Source organism: Vibrio spartinae, assembly GCF_024347135.1.
Classification (GTDB): Bacteria; Pseudomonadota; Gammaproteobacteria; order Enterobacterales; family Vibrionaceae; genus Vibrio; species Vibrio spartinae.
Window position 1 is genome coordinate 936,335 of record NZ_AP024907.1, and the last position, 21,087, is coordinate 957,421.

The 21,087-nt window shown below is 41.8% G+C and carries 18 protein-coding genes; 11 read left to right on the forward strand and 7 right to left on the reverse strand.

Going from position 1 to position 21,087, the window contains the following annotated elements:
* The first annotated feature begins 31 nt into the window (after positions 1–31).
* From OCU60_RS04370 to OCU60_RS04395, 6 genes are all read left to right on the forward strand, one after another.
* Positions 32–925: a glycosyltransferase family 2 protein gene (locus tag OCU60_RS04370; protein WP_074374220.1), complete on the forward strand. Its 894-nt coding sequence runs from the start codon at positions 32–34 to the stop codon at positions 923–925.
* Positions 926–946: 21 nt separating this feature from the next.
* Complete coding sequence (locus OCU60_RS04375) at positions 947–1,756, forward strand: glycosyltransferase family 2 protein (RefSeq protein WP_074374219.1); 810 nt, start codon at positions 947–949, stop codon at positions 1,754–1,756.
* 83 nt (positions 1,757–1,839) lie between these two features.
* Complete coding sequence (locus OCU60_RS04380) at positions 1,840–2,586, forward strand: nucleotidyltransferase domain-containing protein (protein ID WP_074374218.1); 747 nt, start codon at positions 1,840–1,842, stop codon at positions 2,584–2,586.
* Positions 2,587–2,699: 113 nt separating this feature from the next.
* Positions 2,700–4,364 (forward strand): ATP-binding cassette domain-containing protein, encoded by a 1,665-nt coding sequence (locus tag OCU60_RS04385; protein ID WP_074374217.1) that lies wholly within the window; start codon positions 2,700–2,702, stop codon positions 4,362–4,364.
* Entirely contained in the window at positions 4,357–5,571 is a 1,215-nt protein-coding gene (locus tag OCU60_RS04390; protein WP_074374216.1) for an HlyD family efflux transporter periplasmic adaptor subunit, read from the forward strand. Before OCU60_RS04385 ends, OCU60_RS04390 begins: the two co-directional genes overlap by 8 nt.
* A 73-nt stretch (positions 5,572–5,644) precedes the next feature.
* Positions 5,645–6,505 (forward strand): hypothetical protein, encoded by an 861-nt coding sequence (locus OCU60_RS04395; RefSeq protein ID WP_139302139.1) that lies wholly within the window; start codon positions 5,645–5,647, stop codon positions 6,503–6,505.
* Positions 6,506–6,996: 491 nt separating this feature from the next.
* Here the strand turns inward: OCU60_RS04395 and OCU60_RS04400 are convergent, their stop codons facing one another.
* Together OCU60_RS04400 and OCU60_RS04405 are read right to left on the reverse strand one after the other, a co-directional pair.
* Positions 6,997–7,599: an RNA-binding S4 domain-containing protein gene (locus OCU60_RS04400; protein WP_074374214.1), complete on the reverse strand. Its 603-nt coding sequence runs from the start codon at positions 7,597–7,599 to the stop codon at positions 6,997–6,999.
* A 209-nt stretch (positions 7,600–7,808) separates the two neighbouring features.
* Positions 7,809–9,356 carry a methyl-accepting chemotaxis protein gene (locus OCU60_RS04405; RefSeq protein WP_074374213.1) on the reverse strand — a complete coding sequence of 516 codons (1,548 nt, stop codon included), beginning with the start codon at positions 9,354–9,356 and terminating at the stop codon, positions 7,809–7,811.
* A gap of 137 nt (positions 9,357–9,493) precedes the next feature.
* On the opposite strand from OCU60_RS04405, the gene OCU60_RS04410 reads away from it, so the two are divergent.
* From OCU60_RS04410 to OCU60_RS04420, 3 genes are all read left to right on the forward strand, one after another.
* Entirely contained in the window at positions 9,494–9,685 is a 192-nt protein-coding gene (locus tag OCU60_RS04410; RefSeq protein ID WP_074374212.1) for a hypothetical protein, read from the forward strand.
* Positions 9,682–10,554, forward strand: coding sequence for a BglG family transcription antiterminator LicT (gene licT / locus OCU60_RS04415; RefSeq protein ID WP_083602718.1), 873 nt, complete (start codon positions 9,682–9,684; stop codon positions 10,552–10,554). The genes OCU60_RS04410 and licT overlap by 4 nt, the downstream gene beginning before the upstream one ends.
* A gap of 68 nt (positions 10,555–10,622) precedes the next feature.
* A complete protein-coding gene (locus OCU60_RS04420) occupies positions 10,623–12,638 on the forward strand; it encodes a glucose PTS transporter subunit IIA (protein WP_074374210.1) in 2,016 nt (671 codons plus the stop codon).
* A 40-nt stretch (positions 12,639–12,678) separates the two neighbouring features.
* Here the strand turns inward: OCU60_RS04420 and OCU60_RS04425 are convergent, their stop codons facing one another.
* Entirely contained in the window at positions 12,679–13,698 is a 1,020-nt protein-coding gene (locus tag OCU60_RS04425) for a zinc-binding alcohol dehydrogenase family protein (RefSeq protein WP_074374209.1), read from the reverse strand.
* A gap of 134 nt (positions 13,699–13,832) precedes the next feature.
* On the opposite strand from OCU60_RS04425, the gene OCU60_RS04430 reads away from it, so the two are divergent.
* Positions 13,833–14,738 carry a GntR family transcriptional regulator gene (locus OCU60_RS04430; protein ID WP_074374208.1) on the forward strand — a complete coding sequence of 302 codons (906 nt, stop codon included), beginning with the start codon at positions 13,833–13,835 and terminating at the stop codon, positions 14,736–14,738.
* Positions 14,739–14,853: 115 nt separating this feature from the next.
* Here the strand turns inward: OCU60_RS04430 and OCU60_RS04435 are convergent, their stop codons facing one another.
* The 4 genes from OCU60_RS04435 to OCU60_RS04450 are packed head-to-tail and all read right to left on the reverse strand — an operon-like array spanning position 14,854 to position 19,189.
* Entirely contained in the window at positions 14,854–16,140 is a 1,287-nt protein-coding gene (locus tag OCU60_RS04435) for a TRAP transporter large permease (RefSeq protein ID WP_074374207.1), read from the reverse strand.
* A gap of 2 nt (positions 16,141–16,142) precedes the next feature.
* Positions 16,143–16,673: a TRAP transporter small permease gene (locus tag OCU60_RS04440; protein ID WP_074374206.1), complete on the reverse strand. Its 531-nt coding sequence runs from the start codon at positions 16,671–16,673 to the stop codon at positions 16,143–16,145.
* Positions 16,674–16,724: 51 nt separating this feature from the next.
* Positions 16,725–17,717: a C4-dicarboxylate TRAP transporter substrate-binding protein gene (locus OCU60_RS04445; RefSeq protein WP_074374205.1), complete on the reverse strand. Its 993-nt coding sequence runs from the start codon at positions 17,715–17,717 to the stop codon at positions 16,725–16,727.
* 38 nt (positions 17,718–17,755) lie between these two features.
* Positions 17,756–19,189, reverse strand: a complete 1,434-nt coding sequence (locus OCU60_RS04450) for a tagaturonate reductase (RefSeq protein ID WP_074374204.1) — start codon at positions 19,187–19,189, stop codon at positions 17,756–17,758.
* A 314-nt stretch (positions 19,190–19,503) separates the two neighbouring features.
* Here OCU60_RS04450 and OCU60_RS04455 point away from each other — a divergent pair, with 314 nt between their 5' ends.
* Positions 19,504–20,994: a UxaA family hydrolase gene (locus tag OCU60_RS04455; protein WP_074374203.1), complete on the forward strand. Its 1,491-nt coding sequence runs from the start codon at positions 19,504–19,506 to the stop codon at positions 20,992–20,994.
* The last annotated feature ends 93 nt before the right edge of the window (positions 20,995–21,087 follow it).

Consider the following 21,087-nt stretch of genomic DNA (forward strand, 5'->3'; position numbering starts at 1 on the left):
TACTATAGTTAAACGTATCAGGAGGTGATGGATGTTACATAAAGTAGCCATTCTTATTCCCACGTATAAACGTAGTTCATCATTATTGCGTTTATTAAAATCCATTGAAAAATTAGAATCATCAAATTCTTATACTGTAATTGTGGCTGATAATGATTTTTATCAACAAGAATCTTTTAATATGATCAATAAAATAAAAAGTGATTTTAATTTTCATGTTGATATAATTGTTGTTGAAAATAAAAATATCTCCTTAGTCAGAAATATGTTGTTAACTTTAGCCTTCGAAAAATATCACTGTGATGCAGTTGCTATGATTGATGACGATGAGGTTGTTAGTTCCAGATGGTTAGATACACTAATTAAATGCCAAATACAAACCGATGCTGATGTAATACAAGGTAATACTCAACCCATTTTCTTAGATAAAAAAAGGAAATGGATGGAAAAAGTCTCATTTTATTACAGAGACTTATTATTATCAAATACAGAAGAAATAAATGTCAGTACTTGTAATGTTTTTATTGTACGTCGGGTATATGAATCGATGAAAGATCAGCTATTTGACTTAAGTTTTGGTCTTATTGGTGGAGAGGATACAGATTTTTTCCATCGAGCTAAAAGAATGGGGATTAGTTACTTCTATTGTAGTGATGCATTGGCCTATGAATTCTACGATAAAAAACGTGCAAATATTATTTGGGTATTGAAAAGAAGTTTTAGAGTAGGGAGAACAAACTATAGAATATTTAGTAATAATAATCCAGCTAAGCTATGGAGTACTATTTTCATTCTTCCATTTACTATTGTGAGGCTTGGTATTTTCTTTTGGTATCCCAAACTGTACATACATTACCTAATTAAAATGTTTCGCCAGATCGGAATTATATTTGAAGGCGTTCGTTATAGTTTAAATCATAGATGATTATTTAAATGAGTAGTTAATATGAGTAGGATTTCTGTACTAATTCCCCATTATAATCAACCTATACTTATTATCGGTGCTATTGAGTCTATAATGAGAACCTGCTTGAGTGATGTACAGGTTTTAGTTGCTGATGATCATTCATCAGAAGATAACTATATACAGCTTCGGTATGCTTTAGAATATTTAATAAGGAAGAATGGTCTAAACATAAGGTTGTTTAGGAGTGATAAAAATGTTGGAACTTATCGATTGAAGAATGATATAATTAATAAAATAGATACTGAATTTATAAGTTTTCATGATGCAGATGACTATTCTGTACCAATGAGGTTAGATTATCTGTATACTCTTATGAGTAAAAATAATTCCATTGATATAATGGGCTCTTCATATATGGACTTCTATCAAAATCTTCATACAGCCAACACATTTCGCATTAAGAAGTTTTATAGAATTCCTTTTATAGCACATCAACTTGGTAAGAAGTACCTAAGTTTTCAGCCTTCTCAATTAATTAGATTTAGTATATTCCGCATTCTCGGTGGATTTGATGGTACAACCAGAATTGCTGCTGATGATGATTTTTTACTTAGAGCTATTCATTGTGTGAAAGTCAGAAATATTAACCGTCCCCTCTATATCAAGGTAGAAAGGGAAAGTTCTTTGACTACATCGTCTGCTACTGGATTTCAATCAGAAGTTAGATTGAATTATATAGAAAAATTAGACCAATTACGAAATACAATAAAAATTAATTTGCCATTATCAGAGTATATGAACAAACCCAACGATGTTCCATTTAATCTGAACGAAATAGATTTAACATGACTGAAGTATTTTGACATGAAAATAAAGAGGTATTCAGTTGAAGATTTTTATATTTTTGTAACGGATACTTTAAGTGAGATAATATGATTAATATTAAAGAATGCTTGAATGATGTTGTAGAAAAATTGAAGGAAGAAGAAAAAACATTATCTATTCTTGGATATGGTTCATATTTTATGGGTAACTATAAAAGTGGCAGCAGTGACATTGATTTGCTTATCATACATGAACGTGAGATTGACTTATTTAGAAAGAAGATCTTTTATCATAATGTAGAGTTTGAACTTCGATATATGGCAGAAAATTCTCTAGTAAAGCTTTTATCTCATAAGCATGGGCCTACAATAAAGCATATGCTGGATTCAGAGATTATTTTTGATAGTAAAGGTAGAGCAAGAAATTTAAAAAATAAAGCCTATTCTATAGTTGATTCACCTATTGTAGATACATTCTCTATAGAAAGTCGAAGGAAAAGTGCACTGCTCATTGAAAATCTATATCGGAAAGTATATCAAGTGAAAGATGATCTTGGATTTTTCGAGTTTGCATGTTCTAAATTTTTGCTCAATATTGCAGATTCTTATATTAGAGTTCATCGTCATTGGGGGCTGCAAGGTTTCCGCCAAATAATTTTCCAGCTCAAAGATATTGATGAAAATTTTGCTGATCATTTCTCACGAGCAATGAGCCCTAATCATATAGATATAAGACTTGATAATATCGATTATCTTTATAGAGAAGTTATTATGCTTCTCGGTGGTGAAACAAACGCTGACGAAAATTTTGTGAGTCACGGGATTATGAATATATTAAATATAGTTGAAAACTAAAAATTATATTCATTTGAAATATAGTATGTTTTGATTGTATTTCCTAATTGGGTAATAATCTAACTTGTTATTTCATTTTTTGAAACTTATATTAATATTATTCAGGAATTAGTATGAAGATAGATGTAGGATTGAAAGGCAACTTTGCATCAGGTTATATAAAGTCCTTGTTGTTATACTCTCTACTATTAAGTATCATTAGTTCATTTTCTGCATTTTTCATGCAATATCTGATCGATGCAGTTATACCATCTGGTGACTTGCGGTTTTTATTTATATTTATGGTATCTTATTTGTTATATGAATCGTTTAATATAATATTAAATTATTTGACTGCTCGATTTAGAGCATCTCTAGAAAAGTATTTAGATTATTACTATCTGGATAAATATTTACTAACTCTGATTGCTACGAATCTGTCTATATTAAATAATTATAATAAAGGTGGATTGATTCAACGAATTTATGATGCTCAGAATATTAAAAATTATCATTTAACGCTCTTAATCGATATTGTTGTTAAAGTTATTACAATCCTAATATTATCACTCATAGTTTTATTTATTAGTCCTCTAGTTGTCATCTTTTTAATTTTGGGAATGATGATGCTGGTGACTGTCTACTTTTTGTCCGCTAAGAAAATGGTCCTTTTAGAAGAACAACGATTTAAAATAAAATCAAATTTTCTTTCAATTATGGATGATATCATTGGAGGAAGAGAAACAATACGAGGCAATAATTATAGAAACAAAATTCTGAATAGATGTATTGATAAGATGAGTGATTTCTTAAATAGAGAGAAAAATGTTGCTTTGCTTGTCGCTGGTGTGAAAAGTAAAACTCTGACCATAAATACAATCATTGGTATTGTTATTCGATGCGTTATGGTTATTAGTATTATTCAATATAGCAGTTTCTCTCTCGGTGTAATGCTGACATTAATTACTTTTACAGAAATATCTTTAAAGCATACGATGCAGATTTTGGTTTCCTTTATGGAGTTGAAAAGATCAAGTATTACTCTTGAACGATATAAAGAATTTATGAGTAATAATGTTGTCGATGAGAATTTATTAGGAAATGAACTGGATGATAATATAACGGTTATAGATAAAATTACAGTGAAGAATCTCCAGATTGGTACGAATGGAAATGTCATTTGTAAAATTCCAGATATTACATTCAAAACTAATCATATATATAAAATAATAGGACCGAATGGTATTGGAAAAACGACTTTGTGTAAAACCTTGATTGGTTTAATTCCTCCTGTGAATGGTGTTGTTAGTTTTTATATCTCTGATAAAAATATTAACCCTGATATTCATATCAATCAGTGCTCAGCATATTTTCCACAAGATATACTCTTTACAACGAGTATTGTTGAAAATATCACATTAGGAAGAGAGATCGGTAGGGATAAAATTGAAATTATGCTTAAAAATCTAAACCTGTGGCAGTCAATAGATTGTCTTCCTGAGAAGCTGGATACAATGATTAGTGATAAGGTCAATCCTTTTTCTGAAGGGCAAAGGCAGATATTACTGTTCTTGAGGGGATATTTATCAGATAAGTCGGTGTTAATATTTGATGAAATATTTAGAGGTATCGATAATAAAATTGCCAAAACAGTGAGTAAATTGATTTCAGAAAAAAGAGACTGTATCATATTTTATGTTGCTCATGACTTTACTATTGATTGTGAAAATCATGAGGTACTAGAGTTAAAAAATGAGAATAGCAATGATATTATCAAGCTAGAGGCTTTCAATGAGTAAGTTAAACTCTAATAGTGACGTTAAGTCAGAGTTGCATAAAGAGTATAAACTGATTATAAATATAACAATTGTTTTGTTGATAATATGCTTTGTTTTATCTTTTTTTGTGACAATTAAGAGAAGAGTTGTTTTAGAGGATGCTTTTATTAAGACAGCACCTGAGCCCGTGTTATTTTATGCGGAAAAAGATATAGATATTAAAAGTTATAAAGTTCGTGATGGTGATGTGGTTAGAAATGGGGATTCTATTTATAATGCAATTAATCCAGATTTAGAAGAGGCTGAATCTCTTTTATTACAACAAATAAAACGGGATAAAACAAAAATAAATGCATTAAATGAATATATTAGTAATATCTATGAAAAAATGAATATTGAAAAGAATTATGAGGAGTTTAGGTTTAATAAAAATAAGATTGAATTGAAAAACATTGACTCTATTTTGAAAGAGCATAGAGATGACTATGATTTTTTTAGTAAAGGATATAAAGAGCAGATGAACTTTGTAGACAATGTTTCAAATCAAAGTAATAATTATTTGTCTATAAAGGATATTATTAAGTATAAAATAGAACTATTCGCTTCACGTAGTGATTTGATTGACCTTCAATCTGATATATTAAATTTAGAGAAAAGAAAATTTCTCTTAGATGATGAGCAGAATCGATATACTATTGGGGCAACTAAATATAAAGAGTTAGATATAGAGATTAATCAGATAAAAGGTGATCTAGCGGTTCTTATCTCAGAATTAAATGTAAAAAAAACACGAATGGATAATATAAGAAGTAGTAAGTTGAGAATAGAAGGTGTTGCAAAGTCTGGCGGTAAGATTGAATTTAATAATATCAATGGAATCAGGCCGAAGCAGGTAAAAAAGGGGGAGTTAATTTTTACGATATATCCTGAAGGGAATCATTTTATAGCAAAAGGCGTTGTTAGTGAAAAGTATATTAGAAAAATAAAAATTGGACAAAACGTAGAGTTGAAAATGGATGCCTATGATTATCTCAAGTATGGCGCAATAAAAGGAAAGGTTGAAGCTGTATTTGGTGTAAAAAATGGTAGGTCTGAAATTGTAATAAATATTATTGATAAGAGAGATTTTGATTTGGAGTTCGGTAATTCTATCAAGGCATTTATAATCTTGAATGAAGTTAATTTGTATGAATATTTATATGAAATACTGTTTCCATACATTGCTTAAAAGTCTTGATTTTATATGTCATTATTAAGGTGTTTCGTTGAAAAAGTTTTTCTAAAAGTGTTTTGGTATCAGTATGAAAAAGTTATTTATGAGGCATGCGGTGAGTTCATTAAATTGCATGAAATATTATTTATCTTCAAGAAAGTTTTTCTTATTTATTCGAAATAGAATAATTTTTCTCTATCATGCAATGGATCCAGATTATAATAAGTTGAAAGATATTTTTGATAGCGGAGAACTAGTCGTTATTCCTGCGGGATTTCGATGCTATACAAAAATGAGAATATTTAAGGAATTAGGTTTAAAACAAGCAAGTCTTCCCTTTGATAGCGGTTTCTTCTCCTCTTATGCTGTTGCCGAAGTTTTAAAAAGTAGAAAAGTTTTTCTTAATTATCCTGAAGAGTATGATGAGACTCACTGTGTATGTATTAAAGATGGTAACTATCAAGATGAAAAATTTGGAAGAGGTATTAAGTTTCAGACTTCAAGTTATACAGAGATCAACGAATTAGTAAAAGATCGAAATCAGGATGATATTGAATGTTATTTAGATACTACTTATGGGTTTTATACTCTCGATAAAAAACATAAATTTGTTTTGGCACACTATAACTGGCATCCATTCGCAAGTCAGGATAAAAGTCAGGGGATCTATGATATATCACTCAATCTTAAGTCAATTAATCGTACTATAAATAATAGGATAGAAAGAATGTTTGATATGTGTAACAAAGCAAGGTATGTGGTGTTTACTATCGATAAGTTACAGAATTGTCATCATATGACCATTGATAATGAAGTATTTGATTTGAATGATTTAGAACCAATCATTAATGCAGCACAGGATTCTTTTGGAAGTAAGTGTTTTGTTGTGCATTTTTCTGAAATCAACTCACCATCTAAATTATTGAAGTTAATTCATAATCAGACGTGATTTTTTGTTGTTTGATTTGCTGATATTAACTTTAAGTTTACCGTTTTGAAGTCAGAGTAGACTCTCCTGCTGGCTATGGTAAGAAACAATTCCACGGACCAGTATATACTTACTATTATGATCTTCATCGATTATATATTGACGTTGATTATGGGGGGAAGTTGTTTAACGTCCCTCAAATGCGCATAGAAGACAGAGGAAGTTCTCGTGGTGATTCAGACTACACAACAAAACGTGGTTACATTACATTTTATGATATTGATACCATGAGACGTTAACACTCAATTATGATTGAGTTGATTAACACGACCTGTTTCTGGGGTTACGCCCGGAAACAGGTTTTTTATATTATGCATCATGATAAACCGTTGGGGGGAGATGATGCGTGATAGCTCAATCCCCGTTGCTCGAATCCGATGCCGATGGTCTAAACATATTCTGCACGATCGGCGGCGACTGGTATCAAATATCACCTAACCAACGTCATCACATCAGAAAAATTTAATCGCTCCGCGCTTACCTGCCCCATCATGCTCTATGGGGTCAGACTTGTCCGAAGGCGTTTTATTTGTCGCTTTGTCGGCAAGACTGTTATTTTTGGCGGGATTCTTCTCCTGCTCAGGCTGATAATGTTTCCCAATCGTCAGCGCATTATTGCTCTTTCCTTGTTTTGACTGCGGTGACTTTTTGTTCGCTGGCGTCTTTTTCGCGGTGGGGTTTTTGCCTTTACGCTGCGAAGAATTCTCTGACGCTGTTGTTTGCGATGCCTTTTTATGAGATTGACCGGGCTTGTCTTGAACGGGGGCAGCCTGAGCGGGTTCACCCACAGGGACATCACAAATGACGAGATAGTACTCACCGTTAAATTCGACCAGATCACCATCATACATTTTACGGCGTTTACGCAGTTCGAGTTCACCATTCACCACAACATATCCCTCAGCAATGGCATATTTAGCTTCACCGCCGCCGCTGACAACATCCGCTATCTTAAGGACTTTATATAGTTCGATAGGCTGACTGTTGACTTCAATGCCAATCGCTTCGATTTCAATTTCTGCCGCTTCATCAGCGTGGTTTTCATTATTTTGCATCGATAAATTCTGAGTGATGATTGAGGGGGAGAGTGTATCGGTTTGCCACCGAAAGTGACAATGCTATTTATCAAAAGGTGTGTCTGTTGATTCAGAATCACCGTGGTTTTGGGGCGCAATGAGGGTGAAGACGAGCGCCGCGACATACAGGCGCGACAACCATCTGATCGGACTGATTGTTCATCACCGGTTTGGGGCGCAGAATACGTCTATGACCGACTGAACTGCTGTACCAGCCGCTGTAAACTTTCCAGACTTGTCACAAGGGTATTGGTCCGTTCAACCGATGATGACGAAAGTAATTTTGTTGACTGAATGGCATCATTCATCCGTATCACATGTTCGTTGATCCCTTGAGTGACCTGCACTTGTTCGGTAATGGCTTGTGCCGTGTACGCACTTTGCTCGCTGATAGAAACCAAGTCATTCACAATCGCCTCGAATGACGCCTTACTTTGTCGTGATTTGGAGACGCTTTGCTCTGAAGCTTGGACGCCTTCTTCCATCAACTGTCCCGTTTTATGGACGGTTGCTTGTAGTTCTTCAATTTTCGAGCGAATATCTCCGACAAACGTACTTGTTTTGGCAGATAAGGCGCGTACTTCATCTGCCACCACGGCGAAGCCACGTCCGTGCTCACCGGCTCTTGCTGCTTCAATTGCGGCATTAAGAGCCAATAAGTTGGTTTGTTCGGCGATACCTTGAATCATTTCCAGAATTGTTTCGATGCCATCAACGTCATGATAAAGTTGTTCCAGCGCGGTTTTCGAATGGGTTAAATGTTCACTCAGGAGATGAACGGTGTGGACGGCTTCTTCAATGGTCTGGGTGCCTTCCTGAGCTTTGTTTTGTGCATCGTTGGCAAATTCAGAGCTTTGTTTGGCCTGTTTAGAGACTTCATCAATAGAGGCCAACATTTCTTCAGCAGATACAGCCATCGCACTGGTTGCTGTTTCTTGTCCGCTCAGTTCCCGATCCATCAACCGGCGATTATCAGCTTCTTCATTGGCTGCTTGGAGGAGAGTGCCGGATGTTTCTTTGGCCCGCGCAGTCGCGGCCCTTAACTCTGCACGTTTCATCAGCAGTGCCAACTCTATGCGAGAGAGATCATCACAATAGCCTGTATACGGTTGTTCCATGAGGGGATTGTTGTAATGGTCTTGCGCCAATTCATTCAACGTTGTCATGCGCTGTTTCAGTCGATATGAACACCCGAGCTGGAGCAGGATCGATGGGATCATGACACCGAGCATGAGTGGTGCAGACAAGGGGGTAGAAGCAAAAGCGATCAGGGTGAGCAACTGGAGCAGCATGAGCCCGAATGAGACATTCATCCATTGGATGCGTCTGATTGCGACAGCGCCTTTTTTCAAACGACGATAAAGTGATATCGCCCGTGAAACCTGTGCATCTGTCGGTTGTGTTCTGACGGATTGGTACTCGTAGATCTTGCCATCTTTGCCCATGATCGGGGTGACAAAAGCCGAGACCCAATAATAATGACCGGAATTTTTACATTGATTCTTGACCAGTCCCATCCAACTTTTGCCGGATTGAATATAGTCCCACAACTGGCCAAAAGCGGCCTTCGGCATGTCATGATGGCGAATGACATTATGGGGTTTATCGAGGAGTTCTGTTTGTTGATAACCGGCAACCCGGCAAAAATCTTCATTGCAGTAGGTGATATGACTGTCGGGGGATGTGGTTGATATGAGACTGTCATTCTCGGAAAAACTGACTCTTTTGTCTGTCATCGTAATCTCTTTACTATCGAACTATCGGTGATGATTGATGCGGCTGTTCTGAATATAAGCACAGTAACTGGGATGTATCGGAGGTTATAATTCTATCAAATAAACATGACAGAACGTTGATATGAGTCATCAAGTGAATGGCTATTGATGCCGTGCTGTTTATGCTGTGCTGGACTGCACAGTTACATGATCTTGGATTGATAGCGTTTCAAATTACATGCTATGTTGACGGCCAAAATGGATTGCGAATGCACAAGCATGCAAAACCTGAATATTTCAAAGCATTTGCGACGCGTGTTGCTTTGAAATATTCAGGTTTTTTTATATGAAAAAACGAGTTTGGATAAACATGCAGGTTGAAAAAATACTCAATAATAATGTCATTATCTCTATTGATGAGCATGGACACGAAGTCGTGGTTATGGGCAAAGGCATCGGCTTTCAAATGAAGCAAGGGATGTCGATTGATCAACAGCGGATTGAAAAAGTATTTACACTGGCTAAAACTGACGATAAATCACTCGACGCGCGTTACCACGAACTTCTGGAAAAAATACCGTTGGAACTGCTTTCTGTGACGGAATCGATTGTGCGCTTAGCTGAGCAGGATTTGCCGGGACAGTTGCATCCGAGTGTCTATATTTCTTTAGCCGATCACCTGTTTTTTGCCATAGAGCGAATGGTGAAAGGCCAACCGGCCAGAAACCCGATGTTGTGGGAAATCCGCCAGCTCTATCCGCAGGAATATAATGTCGGCTTGCAAGCATTAGGTTTGTTGAAGACATCTTCAGGGATTCAGTTTGATGAAGATGAAGCGGGCTTTATCACGTTGCATTTAGTGAATGCGCAGCTCAATGAAGATATGAATCATACCGTCAATGTGACCAATTTGATTCGTGATATTGTGCAAATAATTCAGTACCAGATGGCAATCAGCTTGGATGAGAAAAGTACCGATTTTCAACGATTAGTGACGCATCTGAAATTTTTTGCGCATCGATTAATTCATCAGAAGACCATCGAATCCGGTGACGATTCACTGTTTATCTCCATCAAAGAGCAGTATCCACAATCGTTTGGTTGTACAGAGAAAATCGGTCAGTACGTCGAGAAAAAATATCAACATGTGATGACGTCAGAAGAGATGATGTTTCTGACTGTACATATAGAGCGGGTCAGACGGGCCACTCATTCATGATAGCTGAGAACATATGATAGCTGAGAACTCATGATGCTGAGAAAACATGATTACTGAGAAAAGATGACATGAATCATTATCAGGAACTGGCGAGCCGGATTCTTATCGGTGTCGGTGGTGCGAATAATATTAAAAGTGTTGTTCACTGTACGACACGCCTGCGTTTTGTGTTGAAAAATGAAGAGAAAGTCGCCGGTGAAAAACTGCTTGAACAGCCGGATATTGTCGCGGTGATGAAAAGCCTCGGCCAGTATCATATTGTGGTCGGTGGACATGTCGCTCAAATCTATAATGCGCTCCAAGTGTTGTTAGGTGGGGACGTCGAAGAGCAGCCCGTTCACGGGCTTATGAACCAATTCATTGATATCATTACCAGTATTTTTACGCCCTTACTGGGGTTATTAGCCGGTGCCGGTATCCTGACCAGCATGTTGGCGCTATTTTCAACGATGGGGTGGCTTACGACCGATAGTGGCATTTATCGGTTGCTGAACCTGGCATCATCATCAACTTTTATCTTTCTGCCCGTTTTTCTGGGCTATACCGCAGCGAAAAAGTTTAAGGGACGCCCGTTTGTGGGCATGGCAATCGGTGCCGCCATGGTTCACCCCGATATTATCCACACCGCTGGTTTATTCTTTTCACACGGTGTTGAGAGTCGCCAGACACTTGATACATTTTTAGGCTTACCCATTTATTATATTGATTATTCGTCGAGTGTCCTGCCGGTGATACTTGCCACTTGGATGAATGCGAAACTAGAGCATTTTTTCGATAAATTCATGAAGTTCTCTTTTTCAGATTTACTGATCCCTGCGCTGTGTCTTGCTGTGGCCGTCCCGATGACGTTTATTGTTATCGGGCCGATTTCATCTTGGATCGCCTTTAAAATATCATGGCTGATTATTTCACTGTATCAGGTTGGTCCGGGGATTGCCGGATTACTGATGGGGGGGCTCTGGCAAGTTCTCGTGGTGTTTGGGATTCATTGGGGGGTCGTTCCCGCAATGATGAATAACCTGTCTGTCTATGGCTATGATGTGTTGGTGCCTTTGTTGATGCCGGCTGTTTTCGGTCAGGCCGGGGCTTGTCTCGGGCTGTTTTTACGTGAAAAAGACCGTAAGCGTAAAGGACTATTGGGGTCGGCCTCTGTCACGGCATTTTTGGGGATTACGGAGCCGGCGGTGTATGGGTTTACATTACCCAATAAACGGCCTTTTCTGTTTGGGTGTCTGGGGGGCGCTTTAGGCGGACTGTTGGTTGGTCTTTATCAAACCAAAGTCTATTCCATGGGCGTCATGAGTCTGTTTACGCTGGCACAGATTATTCCTGAGCATGGGATTGATGCCACGGTTTATGCCGCCTTGGCCGCCAACCTTATTGCCGCATTATTTGCCGGATACATGAGTTATTATTTTGCGGGCCAGTGGGTTCAGAAAGCGTCTGATGTCCGGCAAAGCCCTGATATCGAGACAGATGTTCTTAAAGCAGATGAGGCCGCGCCCGATCATGCGCCAGAAAGAGAGCGCCCACCCATGCCGCTCTCTAAGCCGATTGCGATGACACCGCCAATGCAGCAACAGCAGATGGCCACGGATGTATCGGTTCAATGTGTACTCAGTGAAACGATTTTTTCTCCTTTATCCGGCGCGGTTCTTCCGCTTGAAGCGTCGGCCGATTCGATTTTTTCGATGGGGATTTTAGGGGCAGGGATTGTGATTATTCCTGACAGCGGCACCGTATATGCGCCGGTTGATGGGGAAGTCGTCTCCAATTTTAATCACAGTCATGCGATTGGTCTCAAAACGCAGCAGGGAGTGGAAGTGTTTATTCATATCGGCATTGATACGGTCAAGCTGGAAGGGATGCATTTTTCCGCGGCTTTGCCAAAAGGAATGCAGGTGAAACGCGGACAACCGCTCATCTCTTTTGACCATGCGGCGATATCCGGTATGGGCTATGACTTAGAGACGGTGGTGCTTATCAAAAATACAGCAGAGTTTGATGAAGTGATATGCCATGTTCAGAGGGGGGAGCCGATTGAACATGGCGCGACATTACTGACCGTCCGGGCCTTGGTTTAAATGGCGTTTGCTTTGAGCGCAAATCGTTTCGCGAGAGTGATTAGCTTATTTTGATTACCCCCTTGAGCAGTGCCTTGTTATTGATCACATCGGCTTCGTAGCGATTGCCAATCGTGTTGAAATCAAAGGTGTGGGTCAGCATGATATTGGCCTTGAGTACCCCTTCTTCCATCAGGCGCTGTACTTTGCAAAAGTCTTCCGGCGTCGCATTGCGGCTTCCCATCAGTGTGGTTTCTTTTTTATGAAAATCTGGGTCGTTGATTTCCAGATTGCCTTTAAACAGACCGACAAAGACGATTTTACCACCGTGACGAATGTGGTTGACGGCACTATTCATGGCTCGAGGGTTACCGGTGGCATCAATCACGGTCTGAGCCAGTGATCCGCCAAATGCCGCTGACAGTTGTTCGTGGAAGTCATCATCGAGCGGATTCAGTGTCGGTAGCTTCAGCTCCCGTTGCACATGCGCGATCCGCTCCGGTTGGGTGTCTGCCATAATCACATTGGCCCCATCAGCAGCTGCGATTGCCGCAGCACCAATCCCAATCGGACCGGCACCAACCACCAAAACGGCCTCATTGGGTTTAATATCAGCACGCCGCACGGCATGAGCACTGATTGCCATCGGCTCGATCAATGCTGCGGTTTGATCATCCACGTTGTTGACCTTCAGCAGGTTGCCTTCCGGTACGGTTAAGTATTCGCTGAATCCGCCATCCCGATGGACACCGATCACCGAGATATTTTCACAGCAGTTGGTTTTACCACTCAGACAAGAAGGACAGGCATGACAGGCAACATAGGGGATCAATGCGACTTTATCGCCTATGGCAAAGTCGGTCGTGACACCCTGCCCGAGTTCATGCACGGTGCCACAGAGCTCATGGCCGAGGATTCTGGGATAAGAGAAGAATGGCTGATTGCCGGTGTAGGCGTGGATATCGGTACCACAAATACCGACGGATGAGACTTTCACCAGAATCTCTTTGTCTTTGGCTTGCGGAATCGCTTGTTCGACATAATGCAAATCAAACGGTTTATCGCAGATTAATGTTTTCATAGGTATCTCTCATGATGGACGCATAAAAACATTGTATTTAGGTTGTTTTTTATTTGATTAAATTCTCAAAAATGCTCAGGTCCAGTCAATCTTTTCTGTTTTTTAATGGTATTTTATAGGGATGGAGGGCATCAATGGCTAGAAATAAAAAACTTCGCGAGATCATTGCGAACCAGTTACTCGATGCAGTTCGTCTCGAACATATTGAGTCACCGTTACCATCTCAGGCTTCACTGGCTGACTTGTTCAGTGTCAGTCGTACCACGATTCGGCATATCATGAATGACCTTCGGGACAAGGGGATATTGAGTGAGACCGAAAACGGGTGGGTGATTGCGCGTCTACCATCAGAAGACGATGAATACGCCACAACGATGTCGGAGAAGGATCTGCAAAGTAAAGTCTTTGAAGTCTTTTTCAACGATGAGATTAAGAACAAACGGATGCTTCCGGGGCAAGAGTTTACCGAGCTTGAGTTGTCGAAACGCTCCAAGTGCTCAACCTCGGTTGTCCGTGAGCATTTAATCCGGTTTTCCCGGTTTAATTTTATCGAAAATATCAACAGGGGTCGGTGGCGGATGATTCGTTTTGATGTTCATTATGCCGCGAGCCTGATTGAGTTACGGGAAATGCTGGAGTGCCATGCTTTGAATCGCTTCATGAACTTACCGCGCAGTGATGAACGCTGGCTCAAAGCACAATATCTCCTGTATGAGCACCGGGAACTACGGGAGGCGATGGTGAGTGAATATCAGGCATTTTCTGAGCTCGACCATAAGTTTCATTCGCTGTTACTCTCTGCCTCAAACAATCCTTTTATGGATCAGTTCTATGACATCATTTCGGTGATCTTCCATTACCACTATCAGTGGGACAATACGGATTTGCGTAAACGCAATATGGTTGCGATTGAGGAACATATGGCGATCCTGAGCAAAATGATCAGCGGTGATGATCTCGGGGCGATGGGAGAACTGCGACGCCATCTTCAGACCGCGAAACGCACCATGGAAAACAGTCTGATCACCAATTCGATCTAAACAACCGACACGCTCTAAACAACTGATATGCTCTAAACAACGGATGAGCGATAACATACGGGGCCATTGCAGGGCCCGTATGTTTATGATTGAGATAGCGCAGGGACGTATAGTCTTATCCGAAGACGAGATTCGGCAGGCCGATAGAGATCACCGGAATATAAGTCAGCATCAGCAGTGCGACAATCAATAAAATCCAGAATGGCATGATCTCTTTGACGAAATCTTCAATCGGCACTTTGGTGATTGAGCAAGTGGTGAACATCACCGTACCGAGTGGTGGGGTGATGGTCCCTATCGCACCGTTGAAAATAAAGACGATGCCGAAATGGACCGGATCAATGCCGTAAGACTGGGCAACCGGTGCCAGCAAGGGTGCCAGAACGATCATCACTGCATTTCCTTCCAAAAACATCCCGATAATTAACAGGAACAGGTTCACCAACAATAAGAACGTCAGCGGGCTTTCAACGGTGTTGGTCAGCCAGAACGCGAGTTGTTGAGGGACGCGCTCCCATGTGAGGAATTTGGAAAAACCGACAGCCATACAGATGATCAGCAGGACATTCGCCGAGGCCAGTACCGATTCTTTTGTCGCATCCCACAGCGTTTGCGTGTTCATATTTTTATAGACGAACATGCCGAGAACGAGCGCATAAACGACCGCTGCCGCACCTGCTTCAGTCGGGGTAAAGATACCGAACCGAATCCCGCCAATAATGATCACCGGCAGCAGTAATGCGAGAAATGCATCCTTTGCCGAGACGCCAATTTCACGGGCAGACGCACGCTTGTCACGAATCGGTGCGTAATTGCGTTTTTTGGAGATAAAAGAGACTAAGAACATCATCATCAGGCAGAGCAGAATTCCCGGAACCACACCCGCAAGGAATAGTTTACCGATCGAGACATTGTTGACATAGCCATAAATGATCAGGGCGATACCCGGAGGAATGATCGGTGTGATCAGCGATGATGCCGCGGTGACCGCAGATGAAAATGAAGCGCTATAACCGCGTTTGACCATTTGCGGAACCAGCAGTTTAGAACTCATGGCAGCATCTGCGATATTCGAACCGGACAGGCCGCCCATTAACGTACTGAGAATGACATTGACTTGTGCCAAGCCCCCACTCATGTGTCCGGTCAGCACTTCAGAGAATTTCAGCAGACGTTTGCTGATCCCCGAATGATTCATAAACACACCGGCCATAATAAAAAACGGAATCGCAAGCAGTGTGATGGAATCCAGACCACCGGCAAGCCGTTGAATCAGGATCATCATCGGCAGGTGATTATTGAGCAGAAAATAAGTCAGCGTCGCGATGAAGATACAAAATGCAACCGGAATACCTAGCACAAATAAAAACAGCAGTGCAGAAATTGGTAAAATAACGGACATGGTTAGTCTTCCTTACGACGCGATGTGAAAAAGGTATATAAGTGTTTCAATTGGTGATACAGCATAAACATGCCACTGAACGGAATGGCAGCATAGATATAGATGTATGGGATTTGGAGTGAAGGCGTAAACCGGACTTGTGAAAATGGCAGTAATTTCCATCCCAAATTGATGATGAAAGCCAACGCAAAAATAACAACTAAAGGACGAATAAAGTGATCGAGAATGTGCGCTGCCGCGGGGGGCAATTTATGCGAGAGAAAATCGATTCGTACCACTTCATCTGTGCGCATTAAGGCACTTGCCCCCATAAACGTCGTCCAGGTAAACAATGCAAGACAGACTTCTTCAACCCATGAGCTTGGCGAATTCAAGACATAACGTGTAATGACACCGTAGCTCATCAGTAACACAATGAGCGTGAGCGACGTTGTGGCAATCACGGTATCGAGCTGACTGATACGATCTAAAACGGCGATGAGTCTGTTTTTCGAGGTTGGAATGGCCGAATTTTGCAACATTTGAGTTTCCATGATGTGCTCCAAAAAGCTGAACAGGGGGCTCAGACTTGAGCCCCGGCATAATTACAGCTGAGATAGCTTTTCTTGAATGTCTTTATATAAATTCGGAGACCACTCAGGGAAGTCATTCTGAACTGCCTGACGTGCGGCTTTTTCGAAAGCAGGGATATCCACTTCGTTGACTTTGACACCTTTTGCTTTCAACTGATCGATGGCTTGTTTTTCACTTTCAGCAATCAGTTTTGCCCCATATTTGACCATGTCCTGACTGGTACTGACGATGATGTCTTGTTGCGTTTGAGACAGGCTGTTCCAGAAGTTGGTCCCCGCCACAAATGGTGACATGTGTTTGGTGTGCGCGGTTAAACTGAGGTTTTTCGCCACTTCATAGAATTTACCGCCATAAAGAACGACAGCAGGGTTTTCGACGCCATCAATCACCCCTTGGGAGAGGGCCGGATAAACATCAGACAAAGACATTGGCGTCGGGATGCCCCCCATCGCTTTGACGGTCGCGACAAATAAACGCGAGTGTTGAACGCGGACTTTCACGCCTTTGAGATCAGCCGGGGTATGCACCGGTTTTTTCGACAGCAGATGACGTGTGCCGTAGACCACATCAGGAACGACGATCTTCAGACCTTTGCCTTCGAGCTGTTGACTGAGCCCTTTGAACCAATCCGTGTGGAGCAGCTTTGATTTTTTCTCAAATGACTGAGACAGGTAAGGTGCATTGATGACCCCAAAATCAGGGATGGTATCCATCAGATAGCCATAAGAGCTAATCGTGATAATGTTCGCCCCTAGTTTCGCCTGTTCCATGACTTCAGTTTCACCGCCGAGCTGGCTGGAAGGGAAGAGACGAAATACGATGTCACCATGCGATTGTTCTTTCACTTCATCTGCCCAGTAGTGCATCGCTTGATCAATCGGTTCACCGGGCTGGTTACCATAAGCAATCATGATTTCAGTGGCGGCATTGGCACTGAAACTTACGGCGAGTGTCAGACCGATGGCCGAAGTGAGCTTTTTGAGATTATGTTGTAGGGTTCTCATGGGTTGATTCCTTTATACGTTCTGTTGCGGTGAAAGACTTAAAGTGTCTTCAGTGCTTCTTTCATTCCAATTGATTGAATCGTATCGACATATTGCGAGACGAGTTTTTCTAAATTCGGCAGTTGGGTTAAATCCACATCCCAGTGTTGTTGCAGGCGAAGAAAATCACCGACCGACTGAGCATGGCTACCTGTGGTCGCACGCCACTGATTAAAATGGGCTAATAAATGTTCATCATCATTCAGGGGGATATCTTCCCCGTTCCGCTGACCCAGATAGAAACAGTAGAGGGCCGCAAGGCTGAAGCTGAGATATTTCGGTGCGGTTCCTTGGTTTTGCGCATACGTGATGAGCTGTGGCAGAAGCCGGGTTTTAAATTTCGTTAATGAATTGAGCGCGATCGAAATCAAATAATGTTTGATATAAGGATTTCTAAAGCGATCCAACACACTCTCTTTAAATGCCTGCAACTCATCTTCAGCCATCGATAGCGATGGGATCACTTCGTCATTGAGTAATCCATTGAGAAATCCAGCAACCTCCTCGTCTTGCATGGCTTGCCCGACGGTATCCAGTCCCGACAAATAAGCGACAGGCACCATCGCGGTGTGGGCACCATTCAAAATGCCGACTTTGCGCTCTTTGTAAGGCTTAATGTTGTCAACAATCTTGATATTGAGTGGACACTGTTCCAACTTGAGTTTGTCGTTGAGCCATTGTGGTCCTTGAATCACAAACAAGTTGTAGTATTCGGCTGCCACAAGAAACTTATCTTGATATCCAAGGGTGGTTTTGAGAGTTTCAATCTCATCTCTGGGATAACCGGTAACAATTCTGTCAACAAGAGTCGAGCAGAATGTATTGGCGGTCAAGATCCAATCGGTGAAACCGCCTTCAAGCTCCCAAAGCCGGGCATATTTGAGCACCATCTCTTTGAGCTTCTCACCATTGTGATCAATCAGCTCACAGGGGAGTAAGATCAGCCCTTTGTCCGGATGACCATCAAAGTGTTGATAGCGACGGAACAAAAACTGCGTTAATTTCGCCGGAAAGGTCTTGGGCGGATGGGCGTTGAAGGTATCCTGTGCATCGTATGCAATGCCGGCTTCGGTAGTGTTTGACACGACCCACGCTAATGCCGGGTTTTCAGCAATACGCAGCACTTGATCATATTCACCGTAAGCCAGCACTTCGCGGTTCACAGACGTGACAATCCGCGGCTGAGAAACTGGTTGTCCTGCTTCGTTAATCCCCCGAATCAGTGCCGTATAAACCCCACCTTGGGTATCCAGTTTTGGATGACCGGCATCAATGGGTCTGACGACGGTAACCCCGGCATTGAAGTCAGTCTGTTCATTGAGAAGATCGATTTGCCAATCGACAAATGCGCGTAAGAAATTACCTTCACCAAACTGAATGATTTTTTCAGGCCGATGGGGTTGGGTTGAGAGGTCTCTGCTCAGTAGCGTCATGTCATATCCCTAAAATTATACGTAACTCTGTGTGTCGGACAGGCGTTATCGGATGAGTTAGGGAGAGTCTAAGGTCAGGTAAAAAAATTGTAACAACAAAAAACCTTCAAACGTGTAAGTGATCATTTTTGTCTGTTTTTTATGTGTTTTTTATTCCGATTTTCATCATGGTTTAGCCATTTTAAATGGGCTGAATATGGAAATTGTGATTTTAAGGGGGCGTTTTTCTGAGATGAGTTGTTTTTTATTTGATTAAAATACAGGTCGCAGAGTACACTCTATGAGTCGGACGGGATCACTTAACAGGGATACCCATGAAAAATTTCATTAAAATCAATCCAAGCGACAATGTCGTCGTTTGCCTCGACGCAATTCAGGCCCATCAGCAACTTGATGTGGATGGCGTTATCATCACCGTGGCACAAGATGTCGACCGCGGCAGTAAAGTCGCTATTTGTCCGATTCCGTGCGGTGAAAATATTATCAAATATGGGAGTCCGATTGGTGGTGCGACGGCTGATATTGACGCCGGGCACTGGGTACACACCCACAATATGAAGACCAATCTGTCGGATACGGATACTTACCAATATCATCCCCAATTTGCCCAAGTGCCGGTTCTGAGTACACAAGAGCGAACCTTTCAAGGCTATGAGCGCGCCAATGGCGACGTGGCGATTCGTAACGAAATCTGGGTGATTCCGACGGTCGGCTGTGTCAATGGGATTGCAAGACAAGCGGTTGAGCGGTTCAAACAAAACCATCCTCAGTTGCAATGTGACGGCATCCATCTGTTCGCGCATAACTATGGCTGCTCACAGCTCGGTGAGGATCATGAAAATACCCGCAGAATCCTCGCTAATATGGTCAAACATCCGAATGCCGGCGGTGTGCTGGTGATTGGCTTGGGGTGTGAGAACAATCAAATCGCGCCGTTTCAAGCGCTGGTGGGTGAGGTCGATGCGGATCGGGTGCGTTATATGGTGGCACAGAACGAGCGGGATGAAGTGGCAGCCGCAGTCGAGCAGCTCACACACATTTATCAGACCGTGCAATGCGATGCGCGTAAAGAGATGAGCATCGGCCGGTTACGTGTCGGGTTGGAATGCGGCGGGTCTGACGGTCTGTCGGGGATCACGGCCAACCCGATGCTCGGGGCGTTTTCTGACTATATGATTCAGTTCGGTGGCACATCTGTTTTAACCGAAGTGCCGGAGATGTTTGGTGCCGAGCATCTTCTTTTCGAACGTTGCATTGATGAGTCAACCTTTGAGAAAGCGGTGCAGATGATTAACGGGTTTAAACAGTATTTTATGACCCACAATCAGCCGATTTACGAAAACCCGTCACCGGGGAATAAAAAAGGGGGCATTTCTTCGCTTGAAGATAAATCCATGGGGTGTACGCAAAAAGCGGGCAATAGCCCGGTCATCGATGTGCTGGCCTATGGGGAAACGCTGTCCTTACCCGGTTTAAATCTGTTGAGTGCGCCGGGCAATGATGCGGTGGCAACGTCGGCTCTGGCCGCGAGCGGGTGTCATATGGTGCTGTTCACTACCGGACGTGGCACCCCTTATGGCGGATTTGTCCCGACCATGAAAATTGCCACCAACTCAGAGCTGGCGGATAGAAAACCGCACTGGATTGATTTTAATGCCGGTCCATTGGTTGAAGGGACGACGATGCCTGAGCTCCTCGATCAGTTTATTGAACGTGTGGTCGCCATTGCCAGCGGTGAGCCGGTCAATAATGAAAAGAATGGTTTTCGCGAACTCGCCATCTTTAAATCGGGAGTGACGCTTTAGTCACGCGGTTGACGCTCTTCATCAATCAGCACCGCGCCCGGAGATGTGAATGCATCCGCCGGGCGCAATATTGAGTCCCCCTGACAGACAGAC